Here is a 15,985-nt window from a genome sequence, read left to right as displayed (position 1 = left end):
AAGCGCGCTGGCACACGATTCGCTCACTGCGTTCGCTCATCCGCCGATAACCCCGCCCGGCGGCAGCACCCGCGGCTGCACGCCCAGCAATTCGGTGGTGCGATCCTGCACGAGGTAGTCCGGCGTCTTGTGCTCGTTCTCGTTGTCGTCGCCGCGGCGTCCCGCACCCGGCGCGCCCATCCCCGGCATACCGGGACGCCCCGCAGCTGGAGACGCGGCTCGTCCGCCCGGCATTCCTCCGGGCGCGCCAGGCTGCGCTGGTTTGCCGCCCGGGATGCTCTTTCCTGGGCCGGGATTCGATCCCGGGCCGGGACCGCCTGGGAAGCCTGGCGACCCGGGCGAGCCCGGTCGATTCGGATCGGGTCTGCTGAGCGGGTCCTCCAGATACGACTTCGGTGTCGGCACGCTGCTCTGCGGAACCGTGCTCTGCGGATCGGTGCTCGCGGGATTCGTCGCGGCCGGATTCGTGTTCTGCGGGTCCGTGCCCGGGTCATCCGATTTCAGCTGATTCGGGTCGTTCCCCTTCGTCGGATCGTCACCGGGGTCCCTGGGATCATCTGTACCGCGCGGATTCACCGGTCGACCGCCCGGCGGCCAGCCCTCGTTGCCGTCCTTCGGCTTGTCGCCAGGGTTGCTGACCGGGTTGAACGGTTCGGGCAGCTTGGGAGTGTGACTGTCGACCTCCGTGGCGCCCGGTACATAGACCTGGATCATCCGCTCGCGAGCGTTCGCCTCGGCCTCGTTCGCCCGGTGCTGTGCCAGCTTCAGGACGCCGTTGCCCGGTATGTGCCCCATGAATTCGTCGAACCCGGAAACATGGGGCGGCGGCGGGATCGAGATCTTGACCTGGTCGAGGTAGCCCTGCAGCAGGTCGATGCCATTGGCGACTTGCTGGAAACTGACCGGAAGCTTCTTGAACTCGTCGGTGTAGGCGCGGGTAGCCTCCATCGCGGCGTTCGCGGCGCGGCCCTTCCAGAGTTGTTCGATGTCCTGGTCGACGCCGGTGCGGAAGGTGCGCACCGCCTCGTCGGCTCGATCACGCAGCCGCCGCCAACCATCCGCGCCACTGTTGATGTCGGCCTGCGAGACGCCTTTCCCACCCTCGTGATCGTTGAGCGCCTTCCAGATTCGCTCATGCGACCAGGTGGCGAATCCCTCCATTTCCGTCAGCACAGCGGGGGCGCGATCGCCGTATTGACCGTTGAGGGTGTTCCACTCATTCTGGATGTGGCTCCGGTCGTTCTTCCACTTGTCCTCGCCGGAATTCCTGAGGTTGGTCTCGTTGACCTTGTTCTCGTGGGAGTCGTTCTGCGCGCGGGCGATTCCCGCACCGCCTGCGATGACGCCGATGATGGCTGCCGCGGCGACGAAGAAGGGCATCAGTTCATCCCTTCGGTGTGGGCGTTCAGTTGGTTGCCTGCGGCTTGGTCTGTGGCTTGGAGTTTGCCGATCGCGGCGGCGTAGGTGTCGCGCATGAGTTGGACGACCTCGATGTGCTGTTCAATCCGCTTAACCGCCGAATCGTCTGAGTCGTGGGCGGAGCCGCCACCGGCCTTTTGCTCGAATTTCTTCTGTAACTGCTGCGCGGAAGGCAGCGTGCCGTATCCCATCAGACGGTCGAGCGCTTGGGCATCGGTCCGCATAATGTCGAGCTCTGCCATAAAGGTTTCGCAGCGCTTCCGTAGAGCCTCACCGATACCTTCTTCCATTTTGAACTCACCGTTGACTGCTTGCTGCTTCAGCTGCTGCCAGCGATGTACCTGCCCAGCTATGTCATCCGCCACGATGTACTCCCCTCGGATGTAAACGGTGGTATTGAAACGCCATCACTTCAGCGGTATTGACTATTTCGGCAAGATCGGTTCGAGATCGCGGGCATGTTCAACGGCTAGTTCACACCGATCGCGGGTAATGGGTTGCGAGGACATCCAGCCGACGGAGATTTCAAACATGCCCTGCTCGGCAGGGAAGGTGACATAGCAGATCAAGCCCTTCGAGTCCGATTTGTCCTGCGATATCAATCCAGGACGCGACCCTATCTGAACGTCGTTGAGGACTGTGACCTTCGGATTTGAGCGTGTTTCCTCCGGGGTGTGACTCGATGAACCAACTTGCAGCGTGTAAGGCAGGTCAGGGGCGCGCCAACCACACATTCGCCAGGAGGCGGGTCCTTGAGGAGGATCTGTGATCACTCGCTTCGTCGCTGGATCTATCCCGGTAGCCCGAAGTGCCTCGTCGCCCAATTCGGTACATGGGTTATAGACCTCGATCTCGTCCAAATTCCGGACCGTAGTCGTGGGCGTCGCGGCCGTGCCACCGACCGTCGACCCGCACCCCCCGGCCAACCCGATCACAGCGACCCCCGCGAGCGCGGTGCGTAGGACGTCGGCGGTTCGCATAGCTCTCCCTGTCGTCGGCGTCGGGTGATCTCCCCCGTCGTAACTATAAGACGCGCGGAATGGGTCGCCGGTTCCATCTGATTCCGGTCATCGACCCGGCTCGCGGGTGCCCTTGTCCGGAGCTGGGCGCGAGTCGGGAATGTGGTGACGGCGGGTGGGGTCGCGTCGAGCGATACGCGACATCGCTACTCCCCGGCTCGCCGCGGCAACGCGTGCGTCGGGCCTGATCAGGCGGCCGGGCGCCCACACCGCGCGACCCGCACATCCCTCGGCCCGGTCTCGGAACCAACCGGCCCGCAGCCGGGGTACGGTTGAGCACTGGCGTTCGCCGTCTCCGGCGGATACCCGACCCGTCGTCCACAGTGTTCAGGAGTCTGTCCGCGTTGAATGTCGAACCACCGATCCAGGCCAAGCTGCTCCAGCTCGCGGCTGTCGACGCCGAACTGACGCGGATCGCGCATCGGCGCACCGTGCTGCCCGAGCAGCAGGAGGTGGCGCGGCTGGAGGGGGAGCGCAACAAGCACAAGGACGCCGCGGTCGCGGTGGAGATCGTGCTGGACGATCTGGATCGCGACATCCGCAAGCTGGAGGGCGAGATCGACGCGGTCCGCAAGCGTGAGGAGCGCGACCGCGGCATGCTGACGGCCGGTTCCGTTGGCGCCAAGCAGCTTTCGGAGATCCAGCACGAACTCGGCAGCCTGGAGCGGCGGCGCGGCGTGCTGGAGGACGAACTGCTCGAGGTGATGGAGCGCCGCGAGGCGTCCGCTTCCGACCACGATCACGCGGGCGCGCGGCTGAGCAAGACCGAGGAGGAGCTGGCCGACGCGCAGCGGGTGCGCGACGAGGCGCTGGCGGATCTGGATGTGGCGCAGGGCCGCTGCGCCGACGATCGGTCCAAACTGCTCGGGTTGTTCCCCGCGGAGCTGCTCGGCGTCTACGACAAGCAGCGCGCCGAGCGCGGCGTCGGCGCGGCGCTGCTACAGGCACGCAAGTGCGGCGCGTGCCGCATCGAACTGGACCGCGGCGAGATCGCGCGCATCGCGAAGACGGCGCCCGAGGTGGTCGTGCGCTGCCCCGAATGCGGCGCTGTCCTGGTGCGCACCAAGGAATCCGGTCTGTGACCTGCGGGTTCTATCGGCCGGATGCCGAGGAGGTCCGGTGAGCTACGAGCACGTGATCGTCGAAGCGGACGGCGGTTCGCGGGGCAACCCCGGCCCCGCGGGCTTCGGCGCGGTGGTCTTCGACGCGAGCCACGTCGCGGTACTGGCCGAACGGCGCGAGAGCCTGGGCATCGCCACCAACAACGTCGCCGAGTACCGCGGGCTGATCGCTGGCCTCGAGGCGGCCTCCGAGCTGGGCGCGCGCACGGTGGACGTGCGGATGGACTCCAAGCTGGTCGTCGAGCAGATGTCGGGCCGGTGGAAGGTCAAGCATGCGGCGATGATCCCGCTGGCCGACCGAGCCAGGCGCCTGGTCGCGGATTTCGACCGGGTGAGCTTCACCTGGATTCCGCGCGCGCAGAACTCGCACGCCGATCGCCTGGCCAACGAGGCGATGGACGATGCCACGCTGGTCGGCGAGGTGCGCGCGGCCAGGGAGGCCGAGACGGTGACCGTCTCAGAGCCGTCCGCCGGAGTCGCCGAGCCCGGCAACCGAGTCGCCGAGCCAAGCACCCGAGACACCGCGACGGGCGCCCGAGTCGCCGAGCCAAGCACCCGAGACACCGCGCCCAGCGCTCGAGTCGCCGAGCCCGGCTCCCGTGATGCAGAACGCGCCGCGCCCAGCTGGATCGACGATGCTCGCGCAGCCCAGGTCGACCCCGCGAACACCGAGGCCGTCTCCACCGGACCGGGCTGGACCGGCACGCTCGGCCGCCCGACCCGCCTGCTGCTGCTGCGCCACGGCCAGACCGAACTCTCCTTGGAGCGGCGCTATTCGGGCCGCGGCAACCCCGCGCTGACCCGGCTGGGCCGCGAACAGGCCGCGCGCGCCGCGAAAATGCTTGCGGCCAAAGGCGATATCGCCGCCATCCTGAGCTCGCCGCTGGGGCGTGCGCGGGAGACGGCCGAGGCGGCGGGCGCGGCGCTGAACCTTCCGGTGCGCACCCACGACGGACTCATCGAGACCGATTTCGGCGCCTGGGAGGGACTGACGTTTCTCGAAGCGGCGCAACGCGATCCGGAGTTGCACGCGCGCTGGCTCGGCGACCCGTCGGTGGCCGCGCCGGGCGGCGAGAGCTTCGACGAGGTGCGCGAACGCGTCGAAGCGGTGCGCCGCGACCTGGTCGCGCTGTATCCGGGCCAGAACGTGCTGGTGGTCAGCCATGTGACGCCGATCAAGACGCTGGTGCAGCTGGCGCTCGGGGTGGGGCCGTCGCTGCTGTACCGCCTGCATCTGGATCTGGCGTCGCTGTGCGTGGCGGAGTTCTACCCGGACGGCGGTTCCTCGGTGCGGCTGGTCAACGACACCTCCTATCTGTCCTGAACCGGCTTCGACCGCGCGCCCGAGCGCCGGTCGGGCCGGACCCTCGCCACGACCCGGCGCCCGTTTCCGGGTACTGTGGCGCGACGCACATCGCATCGCGCGCACCGGCCGCTACCCCAATGTCGAGGTAGCCGACACGACCGAGGCTGCGTACTCGGTTCGCTCCGCCTCGGCGCGGAAAGGGCCGGAACGAGCATCGGCGACGTTTCTGTCGGTGCGTTGTCGCACGATGTGTGGGGTGGGTCGATTCCTCGGTCGAAAGCGAGTGTCGGCCCGTGTCTTTCGAGAAGGAGAGTTACTGCTGTGAGATTCAGGTGGATGGCGGCCGCGACGGCCGTCATCGCGGGTGTGGGCGCAGCTGTCGCGGGTGCCGCGCAGGCCGCTCCGGGGAATGTGGTGCTGGGTGGCAGCTCCGGCCTCGTCTTCGAGAACAACTCCGCGTGCTCGCTCACCGCGATCGGCTACGACAACGCCAATCGTCTGGTGGGTCTGACCGCGGGCCACTGCGCGCCCGCCGGTGCGCGGCTGGCGTCGGAGACCGCGCTGGACGCGGGCGCGGTGGGTGTGGTGGCCTACTCCGACAACGGAGAGGGGCTGGATTTCGCTGTGCTGCAGTTCGATCCGGCGAAGGTTACGCCGGTCCGCACGGTCGGCGCCACCACCATCAACGGGATCGGTCCGACACCGGGCCCAGGCACCACGGTGTGCTCCAACGGCCGCACCAGCGGCCCCGGCTGCGGCGTCGTCTGGGGCAACCTGGACGAGACCATCACCCTGAACCAGGCGTGTTCGAAGCCCGGTGACTCCGGCGGCCCGGTGACCGTCGGCGACCGGCTGGTCGGCATGAACCAGGGCAGGCTGACCGGCCTGGCGGGCATCGGCTTCGACGTGCCGTGCTCCACCGCGGCCAACCCGATCCACTCACCGGCGTTCTTCGCGCCGATCGACGTGATCCTCGGCGCCGTCAACGCCATCGGCGGCGTCGGCGCCGGATTCCGTCCGGTCTGATCCGGTTTCGGACGAACCGTTCACCGTCGCGAGCCCGCGCCGCCCTTCCAGGTTGCGCAGGGTCGCGGCGGTGAATTCGTCTGAGGGGTAGAACAATTCGATGATGCGGCCAGGACGGCCCCGGTCGACACGGTGGACTCACGTCAGACGGAGACCAGGTGGAGCCGCAGCGGCTCGTCGGTGTTGCAGGCCGGTCGGGGTGAGGCCGAACCCGCTCTGGTTAGCTACCGTCGTGGACGCTTCGCGTGAGCCAACGGCTTGGACGTCGAGCGAGGTCGCCGACGATTTCGCCCGGTGGGACGACACCGTCGGGTGGCTGCTCGGCTACCCTTTCGTCTTCGCCGCGCTGCGTCTGGAGCAACCGGACGTGACCGCCCTGCTGGATCTCGGTTGCGGACCCGGGCACGTCGCGCGCCGCGCGGCCGAGGAGCACGATGTCGACGTCCACGCAGCCGACATTTCGCCGTCGATGCTGGCCATCGCCCGCACGCATTACCGCCACCCCCGGGTGACCTGTCACCTCATGACCGGCTCGAAGCTGGCTTTTCTGCCTGACGCCTCGGTGGACGCCGCTATGTCCTGCTTCGTCTTCGTCTGTGTGCCCGAACGACGGCAACTCCAGGACCTGGTGGGCGAAGTGCGTCGGGTGCTGCGGCCGGGTGGTCGCTTCGCCGTGCTCAACGCGCACCCAGGACACACCGGGGTGACCTTCGACAGCTTCCGGATCGGCCGACCGGGCGTCGACTACCAGCCGGGCGATCCGATGCCCGTCCGGCTGCGCCGGACCGACGACGAGTGGATGGACATCGTGGACACCTACTGGCCCGGCGAGACGTATCACGAGCTACTGCACGACGCGAACTTCACCCGGGTGTGGCAGGAGGAGCCGAGGCTGGACGACGCGCGACGCCTGCTGGGCGCGGCGGCGGTAAGCAGGCGGGAGTGGACGGCCGAGCGGAATACGCCGCCGTTTCTACTGGTGGTCGGGGAGAAGTAAGTTCCCGAGGACCGCCTCCAACGCCCCGGGCACCGACGAACTCGCCCGGGCGTTTGTTCCGGATCGTCCCGGGTACGCGACTCCGGACACTCGTGACGAGGAGGTACCCATGGACCCGCGACGCCCGATCGACCCGGACACCGACAAGCTGCACGAACTCGCCGACGCTGCCCGGGACAAGGCCGCCGAGGCCAAACACACCGCCGAGGACCGCAGCGCGGAGGCCGCGCTCGCCGCGACGGATCTGGTGGACCGGGCGAGGACCCACGTCATCGACGCGGTCGAACGCGGCGAGCAGACGCTGCCCGGCCCGGTCGCCGCGCGCGGTCGTCGTCTCGCCGCGGCGATCCGCGAGCAGCCGCTGCCTTTCGCCCTCGGTGCGCTCGTCGGGTTCCTGGTCCTGTGGCGCGCTCTGCGCCGCTCCTGCTGACGCCTGTCCGGTCAACAAAGCCCGGCGAGCTTGTACAACACAAGAGATCCCGCCACCGCCACGTTGAGACTGTGCCCGGTGCCGACCATCGGGATCTCCACCGCCATGTCGAGCAGCTCGAGTCCTTCCGGGGGAATCCCGTCGGTCTCGTGCCCGAGCACCATGACCGTGCGCTTGCGCGCCGTCGGCAGATCGGCCAGCCGGATGGATTCGTCGGTGAGCTCGACGCCAACCACGGCCGAACCGCCCGCCCGCTGCCGCGCAAGCCAGCGGTCGACGCGGCCGTCAACCCAGTGCACACATTGCCGATGGCGCAACGTGTTTCCCTGATCGAGCGCGTCCGGCACCCACGGGCGGCGGGGCACGGCCAGGCACGCGCCGACGGCGTCGCAGGTGCGCAGCAGCGTGCCGAGATTGGCGCTGTGCTTGGGCCACAGCGGCGCGGCGATCAGATGATTCCAGCAGCCGTGCGCGCGTTGCCGCCGCTGCTTGCGTAGTTCCGGGCGGCTTCGCAACCGCGCGGTGCTCATCGCTGGACGGGAAGACCCTTCCCAAGGGAGACAAGGAGTTTCATCGAGACGATGCTTCGCGGCGCATCGGGGCCATCGCAGAAGGAATCCGGTACCCGATACGATACCCGTCCCCGGCGCACCGGAAGTGCGCCGGGGACGGTGCTCACGGCCGCAGTACCGAGACCAGGAATTCGGTCTGGTCGTAGACCGCCTGCTCGAAGACGTCATCGAAGTACACGTCGAAATGCCCGACGGGATAACGCTTCACGACCGCGTGCTTGGTGCGTTCGGCCGCCTTGAGCGTCGGCTTGGCCGGCGCGATCGAATCGTTGTCGGCCACCGCGTAGAACACCGGCACCTTCAGCGCCTTGGCGTGCCTGCCGGGGGAGTCGAACATTGCCGGAAAAGCGATGCGCGCGGCCACTTTCGGCTCGTAGGTCTCGCTCTCCTCGGCCAGTCGTCCGTAACCTTCCGGCACGTCCGCCGCGCTCATCAGCGCCGCGGACCGTTTGCGCCCGGCCAGCCGGATGCGAACCGGCTTGCGCCGCAACGGGCCGATCAGCAGGTCGGTGGCGGCGATGGTGGCGACCTTGGTCATGCTGATCGGGCCCTTCGCCCACGCCGAAGCCCATCCGCTGGTGAACGGCACCTGGGCGACCACGGCGGCGAGGTAATCGTCCTCCGGCGCCACGGTCAGCACATGCCCGCCACCGAAGGACGTGCCCCACAGCGCGATTCGGGTCTTGTCGATGCCGCGCAGGGTGCGCGCGTAGGAGATGGCCGAGCGCCAGTCCTCGCGCTGCCGCGCGATATGCAGCAGCTGGCGCGGATCGCCTTGGCTCGCACCGAAATGTCGGTAGTCGAACACCAGCACCGCCATGCCCGCCGCGGCGAATCGCCTTGCGTACCTGTCCAATCCCATATCCCGCGTGCCCCCCAGACCGTGCCCCATCACCACGAGCGGCCGGGGCTTGGGGACGCCTGCGGGAGGATACAGCCAGGCGGCGCACTGCTGGCCACCTGAGGGAAAACTGACCTCGAGACGTTCCATGACGTCTAACCGTACTGGCGCGAGTGCCCGTCCACCGGACGGGGGAGTATCCTGACACGCGCGGACGAGTTGGTCGGGCGGCCGCGGCGATGGGAACGGGCACGCGGTGCCGCCGCCCGTCGCCGAGGAAAGTCCGGACTCCACAGAGCAGGGCGGTTGCTAACGGCAACCCGGGGTGACCCGCGGGACAGTGCCACAGAAAACAGACCGCCCGCGTCCTTTCGGGGACGTGCGGTGAGGGTGAAACGGTGCGGTAAGAGCGCACCAGCGCCCCGGGTGACCGGGGCGGCTCGGTAAACCCCGCCCGGAGCAAGGTCGAAGGTCGCACTCCCCGGAGTGCGGCTGCGCAGGCGTTCGAGGGCTGCTCGCCCGAGCCTGCGGGTGGGCCGCTCGAGGCACCCGGCAACGGTGTGCCCAGATGGATGGTCGCCGCCCGGTGCGAACCGGGAACAGGATCCGGCTTACAGACCAACTCGTCCGCCGCACTCGGCGCCCGCGATTCGCGTGATCGCGGGCGCCGAACGCACTCGGAGAGCTGGGTGAATCAGACCAAGCAGACCGGGAAAACAGGCGGGGCCAAGACCGTGGGCACGCAGAGGAAGCCGGCGACGACCGGCGCGAGCGGGCCGAGCCACGCTAAGGCCAGCCCCAATCCGGCGGGCTGAACCGGCAGTCCGGGAGCCAACTGGCTCACCGGCGCGACGGGCGCGGGATCGGGGGCCGCGATCGCCCCGCCGGAACCGAAGATCAGAGACGTGGTGACGGCCGCTGCCGCGAAAGCGGCGCCTAGGCTGGTGCGCTTCATATTCTCCCTCGACTGTCAGATCAACCGGGTCTGCCGCTACGCCGCGGGCAGGAATATCACTCGCGGAGCGAAGCGGCGTTTCGATTAAGCACGACAGGAGGGTCGCTGACTATCCGTCGGTCCGCTGAGCGGACCGCGCGCCCTGGCGTGCGGCCCGCTTCGGCGGTGTTCAGCAGAGGTACTTGGCCGTGGTGTAGATGGCCTGCGCTTCTTCCTTGGTCGCGGCGGTCTGGCCGGACTTGGTGCGGTCGACGATGTTCTGCACGACGGCGTCCTCGGCCTTGCCGTCCTTGATGTCCTTGCAGGTGGCGGTGAAGATGTCGGCGACCTGCGCGTCGCTGCGGCCGTCGGCCAGTTTGGGGAAGGCGCTGCGGTAGCTCACCACGAACATGCCCGCTTTCGCGTTGTCGGGCACGGCGGCGCTATTGGGCTGGGTGGCGGGGGAGGCGGCCGCGGACGTGGCGGCCGGCGCGGCGCTGTCCTTGTCGTCGCTGCCGCAACCTGCCACGAGCAGGGCGAAGAGGGTGGTGCTGACCGCGATGGCGGCGGAAGTTCTTCTCACGGTGCCGGATGCTAGTGGCACCTGACGAAAGTCGCCTTCCGTGAGGTTAACGGAAGGCGACCGGCGTGTGGCGTTCTCTGTGAGGTCAGGTGGGATCGACCATGAAAACCTGCGCCCAGTATGCGGCCTGCTCGGGGCCGAGCAGGGGCATCAGGTAGTCGAAGATGATCGATGACATCAGTGCACAACTCCCAATTGTCGACGTACGGTGTCACTTCGGAATGGGCGGCCGGATCGGCGCCCGCACCGGCCCCGAACAGTAGCAGTTCGCCGCGACACGACGAGCCGGGCCGGGCGATTCGTACGGAGCTGGCCAGATCGTGACCGACGTCATAAAGTAGCCGCCGTTGGCAAGGCGCGGTGCCGGGCAGCACCGGGCCGATTCATACTTCGATTGCGGAAGCAGGTCTCAACTCTATGCGGGTAGTTCGTTCACTGGTCGCCGGCGCGCTCATCGCCGGGGCCGCATCGGTTTTCGCCGCGCTTGGCGCCGGGTCCGCCAATGCGGTCGCGCTGACTCCGCTACCCGGCGGGGTGCAGGTCGACCTCAGTCCCGCCGACACCAAGTGGGTGGCCGAGAACAATTTCGGCCTGGCGATCGCCGGTCTTCCGCACCCGTCCGCGGCGTCGTTCGGTGAGGCGCTCGACGCCGCGGCCGATCTGTCGTCGACCTATCCCACCGGTCGGGTGACGTTCACGGTGTTCGGTCCGTTCAACGAGCTGAACGGCACGATGCTGGCATTGCAGTAACGTATTTCCACGTGGAACTGCACCAGCGGATCATCTCGGCGCCGGTGGATTTCGGCGCCATCCGATCCGAATTCGGTTTGGCCTCGGCGTACCCCGCCGAGGCCTCCGTGGAAGCCCGCGACGCGGTGGACGTGTTCGCGGGCGACCGGATCGATCGCACCGACATCGAGCTCGTGACGATCGACCCGCCCGGGGCCATGGATCTCGACCAGGCCCTGCACCTGGAGCGCAGCGGCTCCGGCTTCACCCTGCACTACGCGATCGCCGACGTCGGCGCCGTCGTCGCCCCCGATGGTGCGCTCGCCAGAGAATCGAGCGCCAGGGGCCAGACCTTCTACCTCCCGGACGGCACGGTGCCGCTGCACCCGCCCGTGCTCTCCGAGGGCGCGGCGAGCCTGCTGCCCGAGCAGACCAGGCCCGCGGCCCTGTGGACCATCGAACTCGACGAGAACGCCGAACCACGGAATTACTCGGTGGTGCGCGCGACCGTCCGCTCCCGCGCGCGACTCGACTACGCGGGCGTCCAAGCCGACGCCGACGCGGGCAAGCTGCACCCCTCGATCGCGGCCCTGCCGGAATTCGGCACGCGGCGCATCGAGGCCGGGTTGGCCCGCGGCGCGATCGGGCTGCGACTGCCTGCCCAGAGCGTCATCCGCGATGACGCGAACGACGGACATTGGCGGCTCGTCCTGGAGCCGCGCACCGCGGCCGACGACTGGAACGAGCAGGTCTCCCTGCTGACCGGCATGTGCGCGGCGCGCATCATGCTCGACGGCGCCGACGCCGACGGGCAGCGGGTCGGCCTGCTGCGCACCATGCCGCCGCCCGCCGAATCCGCCATCGCCTCGCTGCGCCGAACGGCCGCCGCGCTCGGCGTGGCATGGCCCGCGGATCAGACCGTGGGCCGCATGTTGGCCGGGCTCGACCCCAACACCCCCGCCGCCCTGGTACTCATGTCGGAGGCCACCGGTTTGCTGCGCGGTGCGGCATACACCGTGGTCAACGGATCGGCGCGGGAGAGTCTGGCGCACAGCGCGATCGGCGCACCATACGCGCACGTCACGGCTCCGCTGCGCCGCCTCGCCGATCGCTTCGCCACCGAGATCTGCCTTGCCTACTGCGCGGGCGCACCGGTGCCGCAATGGGTTCGGGACGGGCTGGATCCGACCGTCGACACCATGCGGCGCACCGACGGCGTCGCGGGCAAGGTGGATCGGGCCTGCATCGACCTCACCGAGGCCAGCCTGCTCGCGCAACGCCCCGACGCCGAGTTCGACGCGGTCGTCGTGCGCGAGGCCATCGGCAACCGGCCCGCGGAGGTCTTCATCGCCGACCCGCCGGTGCTCGGCCCCTGCACCGGAACCCCGCCCGAAGGCGCGGCCGTCCGCGTCCGCCTGACCCGCGCCGACCCGGTCACCCGCAAGATCGGCTTCGCGTTCGTCGCCTGAGTCCTTGCAGACCGCTGCTGCAGTGCGCAGCGGTTGTGTCCGCTGCGAGGCGTGTGGACGGTCTGCGAAGTCACCAGAGGCTGGTGGAGAGGGCTTCGGCGGCTTTGGGGTAGCGGGCGATGGCGTGGTTGGCGGCGTCGGTTTCCGCCGTGATCAGGCGGCGGTAGGTGGCGGTGTCCTCGCGCGCCGCTTCGGCTTGCGCCGCCCGTTCGATGATGGCATCGGTGGACTCGATCGCGTCGCGGTGGTCGCCGAGCACGGTTTGCAGACGCTTGGCGCGCGCGCCGAGGTCGGCGGCGGAGTCGCCGATGACCTGCTCGGCGGCTTCACAGGAATACCGTAAACGCTTGGCGCTCTTGCGAATATCGTGCAGCGTATCGATGCGTTCCGTGCCGGGCACCGCTGGCTCGTGCCGGATGAGTGCCGTTAGCCGCTCGTGGTCGCTCAGCAAGACCACGCCGAAGAAATCCGTGGCGGGCGCCGCGGCGCGGGCGTGGCGTAGCGGCGGGTCGGTGCGCCACTGGGTCAGGCGCTCGCGCAGCGTGCGGTAGCGGTCGGTGTCGAGCGCGGCGAGCACCTCGGCGTGCGCGGCGTCGTAGCGCGCGCGTTCGGCCGCGACCAGCCGGTCGGTCACCGCCTCGGCGTCCGGCGCGTCGGCGTGCTCGTGCAGCAGGTCGGCGAAGCGATCGGCGCGGACCTCCGCGTCGCGGGCGACACCGAGCAGACCGGCCAGCCATTTCAGCTCGGCGCCGATCTCGGCCGCGGGATTCTTCTGGAACAGACTGCGATACGAGCGCAGCACGCTGCGCAGCCGCCGGGTGGCGACCCGCATCTGATGGACCGAATCCGGTTCGTCCGCGCGCACGTCGGGCTCGGCGGACAACAGTCGGTCGACATCGTCGCGCAGCGCGGCGATCAGGGCGTCCCCGGCAGCGACCACCATGGCTCAGCCCACCTTCGCGAAACTGTCGGTGGCTCGGATCAACCGGTCGACGATGCCGGGCTCGTTGGCCGCGTGGCCCGCGTCGTCGACGATGTGCAGTTGCGAACCGGGCCAGGCGCGATGCAGATCCCAGGCACTCACCGCCGGGCAGACGATGTCGTGCCGACCCTGCACGATGACGACCGGCAGGTGCGAGATGACGCCGACGTCCCGCAGCAGCTGCCCTTCCGCCAGGAAACCGCCGTGCCGGAAGTAGTGGTTCTCGATGCGCGCGAACGCCAGCGCGAACCGCGGCTCACCGGTCTCGGCGACCCGATCCGGCTGCGGCAGCAGCGAACTGGTGGAGCCCTCCCACACCGACCACGCGACCGCGGCCGCCGTGGCGACCTCGGGATCGGCGGAGTGCAGCAGCCGGTGGTACGCCTCGACCAGGTCGCCGTCGCGTTCGGATTCCGGCACCGGGGCCAGGAACTTCTCCCATTCGTCCGGGTAGACGTAGCCTGCCGCGCCGTTGTAGTACCAGTCGATTTCCTTGCGCCGTAACAAGAAGACGCCGCGCAGCACCAGTTCGGTGACGCGCTCCGGGTGTTTCTGCGCGTACGCAAGGGCCAGCGTGGAGCCCCACGAACCGCCGAACACCTGCCAGCGATCGACGCCGAGATGCTCGCGCAGCGCCTCGATGTCGGCGACCAGGTGCCAGGTGGTGTTGTGCGCGAGATCGGCGCCGTCGGCGATGTGCGGGGTGGACCCCCCGCAGCCGCGCTGGTCGAAAAGCACGATGCGATACGCCGAGGGATCGAAGAACTGCCGGTGGAACGGCGCGGTGCCGCCGCCGGGGCCGCCGTGCAGGAACACCACCGGCTTGCCCTCGGGGTTGCCGCTGACCTCCCAGTACACCGACTGGCCGTCGCTCACCTCCAGCAGGCCCGAATCGTACGGCTCGATCGGGGGGTACAGGGTGCGCATCACAGGCCGACGATGATCGCGGCCAGGTCGGGCGTCTCCAGCGCCTCGATGGCCTGCTGGCGTACGTCCGGGCAGCTCTTGACGGTGACGGTGTCGACGACGGCCTTGTTGCCGAGCACGTCGATGCCGTTCTGCAGCCCCCACGGGTGCACGATCAGGTTGAGGCCGACCCGCCCCAGCGTCGGACCCTGCACCCGGAAGTTGGACAGCTCGGGCCGGATGGCGTCGCACAGCTGCTTGGCGGCGGCGTCGGTGACCTCGGTTGTCGGCTTCTGGGTGCCGGTGCCTTGGGCGGGGGTCGTGGTGGCCGCGGGCGCCGACGTGGTCGTTCCCGTGCTGCCGGTGGGCTCGGGTTCTCCGGTCGTGCCGCACGCGGCCAGTGTCGCGGCGGCGAACGCGGCGGCCACCAGCGAGGTGCTGCGGGAAATCCAACGGCGGTGCGGCATCGGTACCTCTGATCGGGTCGGGAAATGTCGGCTTCGAGTCTGCCATTGTTTGCCCGGGGCGGCCCGTGCCGAACAGTCCACAGCGGGGTCGGCGGCTGGTCGAGCGGCGCCAGGGATTGCCGGCGCCACTCGACCGGTTCATCTGCGCTCGATCAGAAGCTGTGCTCGGGGCCGGGGAAGGTGCCGCGACGCACCTCGTCGGCGTAAGCCGCTGCCGCCGTGCGCAATTGGTCGCCGACCTCGGCGAACCGCTTGACGAACTTGGCGGTCTTGCCGCTGGTGTAGCCCGCCATGTCCTGCCAGACCAGCACCTGGGCGTCGCAGTCGACGCCCGCGCCGATGCCGACGGTCGGGATGGTCAGCTTGCGGGTGACCTGCCCGGCCAGCTCGGCGGGAACCATCTCCATCACCACCGAGAACGCGCCGGCCTCCTGCACCGCGATGGCGTCGGCGATGAGTTGCTCGGCGCCGTCGCCGCGGCCCTGCACCCGGAAACCACCGAGGGTGTTGACGCTCTGCGGGGTGAAGCCGATGTGCGCCATCACCGGGATGCCGGCCGCGGTGATCATCGCGATCTGCTCGGCGACCCGCTCGCCGCCCTCCAGCTTCACCGCGTGCGCGCCGCCCTCCTTCATGAAGCGGGTCGCCGTCGCCAGCGCCTGCTGCGGAGAGGACTCGTAGGTGCCGAACGGCAGGTCGGCCACCACCAGCGCGTGCGGCGCACCGCGCACCACGCCGCGCACCAGCGGGATCAGCTCGTCGACGGTGATCGGCACCGTCGTGTCGTACCCGTACACCACGTTGGCGGCGGAGTCGCCGACCAACAGCACCGGAATACCCGCCTCTTCGAACAGGCGGGCCGAGGAGTAGTCGTAGGCGGTGAGCATCGCCCAGCGCTCACCCTCGGCCTTCATCTGCTGAAGGTGGGGGACCCGCGTCTTGCGCCGTGCCTTCTTGGTCTCGGCCTGAGCCGCGCCGTAGGCAGGGGTTTCCGCATCGGATACGGACATCATCGTCCCTTTCGGAGTTGTCGCCTCGAGGCCCTTGCCGGGTCCCCGGGTTGTCTGACGCCTCCAGTTTGCCACCCGCCTCGACCGTGACTTAAGGGCGCTCGGCGGTGCGATTGATCACAGCCGGGGACGGATCGCCCGAGCGATAGCGCGCCCGAGTTGTCTTCGCACGGG

At 69.0% G+C, this 15,985-nt stretch carries 18 protein-coding genes and 1 other RNA gene; 8 read left to right on the top strand and 11 right to left on the bottom strand.

All coding sequences use genetic code 11. The annotated features are described in order from the left end of the window. Positions 1–36: 36 nt before the first annotated feature. Genes AB0H50_RS18965 through AB0H50_RS18955 form a run of 3 tightly spaced genes read right to left on the bottom strand, consistent with a single transcriptional unit; the run spans position 37 to position 2,399 of the window. On the bottom strand, positions 37–1,380 hold the full coding sequence (locus tag AB0H50_RS18965) for a hypothetical protein (RefSeq protein ID WP_357453984.1): 1,344 nt from the start codon (positions 1,378–1,380) through the stop codon (positions 37–39). After that, positions 1,380–1,784 carry a hypothetical protein gene (locus AB0H50_RS18960; RefSeq protein ID WP_357453981.1) on the bottom strand — a complete coding sequence of 135 codons (405 nt, stop codon included), beginning with the start codon at positions 1,782–1,784 and terminating at the stop codon, positions 1,380–1,382. The genes AB0H50_RS18965 and AB0H50_RS18960 overlap by 1 nt, the downstream gene beginning before the upstream one ends. Before the next feature lie 60 nt (positions 1,785–1,844). Next, positions 1,845–2,399, bottom strand: coding sequence for a DUF3558 domain-containing protein (locus AB0H50_RS18955; RefSeq protein WP_357453979.1), 555 nt, complete (start codon positions 2,397–2,399; stop codon positions 1,845–1,847). 383 nt (positions 2,400–2,782) lie between these two features. Between AB0H50_RS18955 and AB0H50_RS18950 the strand changes: the two genes are divergently transcribed. The 5 genes from AB0H50_RS18950 (at position 2,783) to AB0H50_RS18930 (ending at position 7,318) form a co-directional block, all read left to right on the top strand. Beyond that, complete coding sequence (locus tag AB0H50_RS18950) at positions 2,783–3,520, top strand: C4-type zinc ribbon domain-containing protein (RefSeq protein WP_357453976.1); 738 nt, start codon at positions 2,783–2,785, stop codon at positions 3,518–3,520. 37 nt (positions 3,521–3,557) lie between these two features. Continuing rightward, positions 3,558–4,883 (top strand): bifunctional RNase H/acid phosphatase, encoded by a 1,326-nt coding sequence (locus tag AB0H50_RS18945; protein WP_357453974.1) that lies wholly within the window; start codon positions 3,558–3,560, stop codon positions 4,881–4,883. A 303-nt stretch (positions 4,884–5,186) separates the two neighbouring features. Beyond that, positions 5,187–5,891 (top strand): hypothetical protein, encoded by a 705-nt coding sequence (locus AB0H50_RS18940; RefSeq protein ID WP_357453971.1) that lies wholly within the window; start codon positions 5,187–5,189, stop codon positions 5,889–5,891. 232 nt (positions 5,892–6,123) lie between these two features. Beyond that, a complete protein-coding gene (locus AB0H50_RS18935; protein WP_357453968.1) occupies positions 6,124–6,888 on the top strand; it encodes a methyltransferase domain-containing protein in 765 nt (254 codons plus the stop codon). A gap of 109 nt (positions 6,889–6,997) precedes the next feature. Continuing rightward, positions 6,998–7,318: a hypothetical protein gene (locus tag AB0H50_RS18930; protein WP_357453965.1), complete on the top strand. Its 321-nt coding sequence runs from the start codon at positions 6,998–7,000 to the stop codon at positions 7,316–7,318. An 11-nt stretch (positions 7,319–7,329) separates the two neighbouring features. Here the strand turns inward: AB0H50_RS18930 and AB0H50_RS18925 are convergent, their stop codons facing one another. Together AB0H50_RS18925 and AB0H50_RS18920 are read right to left on the bottom strand one after the other, a co-directional pair. Beyond that, entirely contained in the window at positions 7,330–7,848 is a 519-nt protein-coding gene (locus AB0H50_RS18925; RefSeq protein ID WP_357453962.1) for a TrmH family RNA methyltransferase, read from the bottom strand. 145 nt (positions 7,849–7,993) lie between these two features. Beyond that, positions 7,994–8,881, bottom strand: coding sequence for an alpha/beta fold hydrolase (locus AB0H50_RS18920; protein WP_357453959.1), 888 nt, complete (start codon positions 8,879–8,881; stop codon positions 7,994–7,996). A gap of 65 nt (positions 8,882–8,946) precedes the next feature. Here AB0H50_RS18920 and rnpB point away from each other — a divergent pair. Continuing rightward, an RNA gene (rnpB, locus tag AB0H50_RS18915) (RNase P RNA component class A) lies at positions 8,947–9,361 on the top strand. A 64-nt stretch (positions 9,362–9,425) separates the two neighbouring features. On the opposite strand, the gene AB0H50_RS18910 is transcribed toward rnpB, so the two are convergent. Both AB0H50_RS18910 and AB0H50_RS18905 read right to left on the bottom strand, forming a co-directional pair. Then, the gene (locus tag AB0H50_RS18910; RefSeq protein ID WP_357453957.1) at positions 9,426–9,686 is read right to left on the bottom strand and encodes a hypothetical protein; all 261 of its coding nucleotides are present in this window, start codon (positions 9,684–9,686) and stop codon (positions 9,426–9,428) included. Positions 9,687–9,855: 169 nt separating this feature from the next. Next, positions 9,856–10,248, bottom strand: coding sequence for a hypothetical protein (locus tag AB0H50_RS18905; protein ID WP_357453955.1), 393 nt, complete (start codon positions 10,246–10,248; stop codon positions 9,856–9,858). 417 nt (positions 10,249–10,665) lie between these two features. On the opposite strand from AB0H50_RS18905, the gene AB0H50_RS18900 reads away from it, so the two are divergent. Next, a complete protein-coding gene (locus tag AB0H50_RS18900) occupies positions 10,666–10,998 on the top strand; it encodes a hypothetical protein (protein WP_357453952.1) in 333 nt (110 codons plus the stop codon). Between the two features lie 11 nt (positions 10,999–11,009). Then, complete coding sequence (locus AB0H50_RS18895; protein ID WP_357453949.1) at positions 11,010–12,446, top strand: RNB domain-containing ribonuclease; 1,437 nt, start codon at positions 11,010–11,012, stop codon at positions 12,444–12,446. A 70-nt stretch (positions 12,447–12,516) separates the two neighbouring features. Here AB0H50_RS18895 and AB0H50_RS18890 read toward each other — a convergent pair whose 3' ends face one another. The 4 genes from AB0H50_RS18890 to panB form a co-directional block, all read right to left on the bottom strand. Further along, entirely contained in the window at positions 12,517–13,389 is an 873-nt protein-coding gene (locus AB0H50_RS18890; RefSeq protein ID WP_357453946.1) for a CHAD domain-containing protein, read from the bottom strand. A gap of 3 nt (positions 13,390–13,392) precedes the next feature. After that, positions 13,393–14,355 (bottom strand): prolyl aminopeptidase, encoded by a 963-nt coding sequence (pip, locus tag AB0H50_RS18885; protein WP_357455291.1) that lies wholly within the window; start codon positions 14,353–14,355, stop codon positions 13,393–13,395. Next, positions 14,355–14,801 carry a hypothetical protein gene (locus AB0H50_RS18880; RefSeq protein ID WP_357453943.1) on the bottom strand — a complete coding sequence of 149 codons (447 nt, stop codon included), beginning with the start codon at positions 14,799–14,801 and terminating at the stop codon, positions 14,355–14,357. The genes pip and AB0H50_RS18880 overlap by 1 nt, the downstream gene beginning before the upstream one ends. Before the next feature lie 152 nt (positions 14,802–14,953). Continuing rightward, complete coding sequence (panB, locus tag AB0H50_RS18875) at positions 14,954–15,811, bottom strand: 3-methyl-2-oxobutanoate hydroxymethyltransferase (RefSeq protein ID WP_357453940.1); 858 nt, start codon at positions 15,809–15,811, stop codon at positions 14,954–14,956. Between the last annotated feature and the right edge of the window lie 174 nt (positions 15,812–15,985).

The sequence above is a fragment of the Nocardia sp. NPDC050793 genome, from assembly GCF_040654065.1.
Classification (GTDB): domain Bacteria; phylum Actinomycetota; class Actinomycetes; order Mycobacteriales; family Mycobacteriaceae; genus Nocardia.
This window is presented reverse-complemented; position numbering and strand designations above follow the sequence as displayed.

Coding starts and splice junctions, on each gene's coding strand:
- AB0H50_RS18965 (WP_357453984.1), bottom strand. CDS start 1,380: ATGCCCTTCTTCGTCGCCGCGGCAGCCATCATCGGCGTCATCGCAGGC.
- AB0H50_RS18955 (WP_357453979.1), bottom strand. CDS start 2,399: ATGCGAACCGCCGACGTCCTACGCACCGCGCTCGCGGGGGTCGCTGTG.
- AB0H50_RS18930 (WP_357453965.1), top strand. CDS start 6,998: ATGGACCCGCGACGCCCGATCGACCCGGACACCGACAAGCTGCACGAA.
- AB0H50_RS18925 (WP_357453962.1), bottom strand. CDS start 7,848: ATGAGCACCGCGCGGTTGCGAAGCCGCCCGGAACTACGCAAGCAGCGG.
- AB0H50_RS18920 (WP_357453959.1), bottom strand. CDS start 8,881: ATGGAACGTCTCGAGGTCAGTTTTCCCTCAGGTGGCCAGCAGTGCGCC.
- AB0H50_RS18910 (WP_357453957.1), bottom strand. CDS start 9,686: ATGAAGCGCACCAGCCTAGGCGCCGCTTTCGCGGCAGCGGCCGTCACC.
- AB0H50_RS18900 (WP_357453952.1), top strand. CDS start 10,666: ATGCGGGTAGTTCGTTCACTGGTCGCCGGCGCGCTCATCGCCGGGGCC.
- AB0H50_RS18890 (WP_357453946.1), bottom strand. CDS start 13,389: ATGGTGGTCGCTGCCGGGGACGCCCTGATCGCCGCGCTGCGCGACGAT.
- pip (WP_357455291.1), bottom strand. CDS start 14,355: ATGCGCACCCTGTACCCCCCGATCGAGCCGTACGATTCGGGCCTGCTG.
- AB0H50_RS18880 (WP_357453943.1), bottom strand. CDS start 14,801: ATGCCGCACCGCCGTTGGATTTCCCGCAGCACCTCGCTGGTGGCCGCC.
- panB (WP_357453940.1), bottom strand. CDS start 15,811: ATGTCCGTATCCGATGCGGAAACCCCTGCCTACGGCGCGGCTCAGGCC.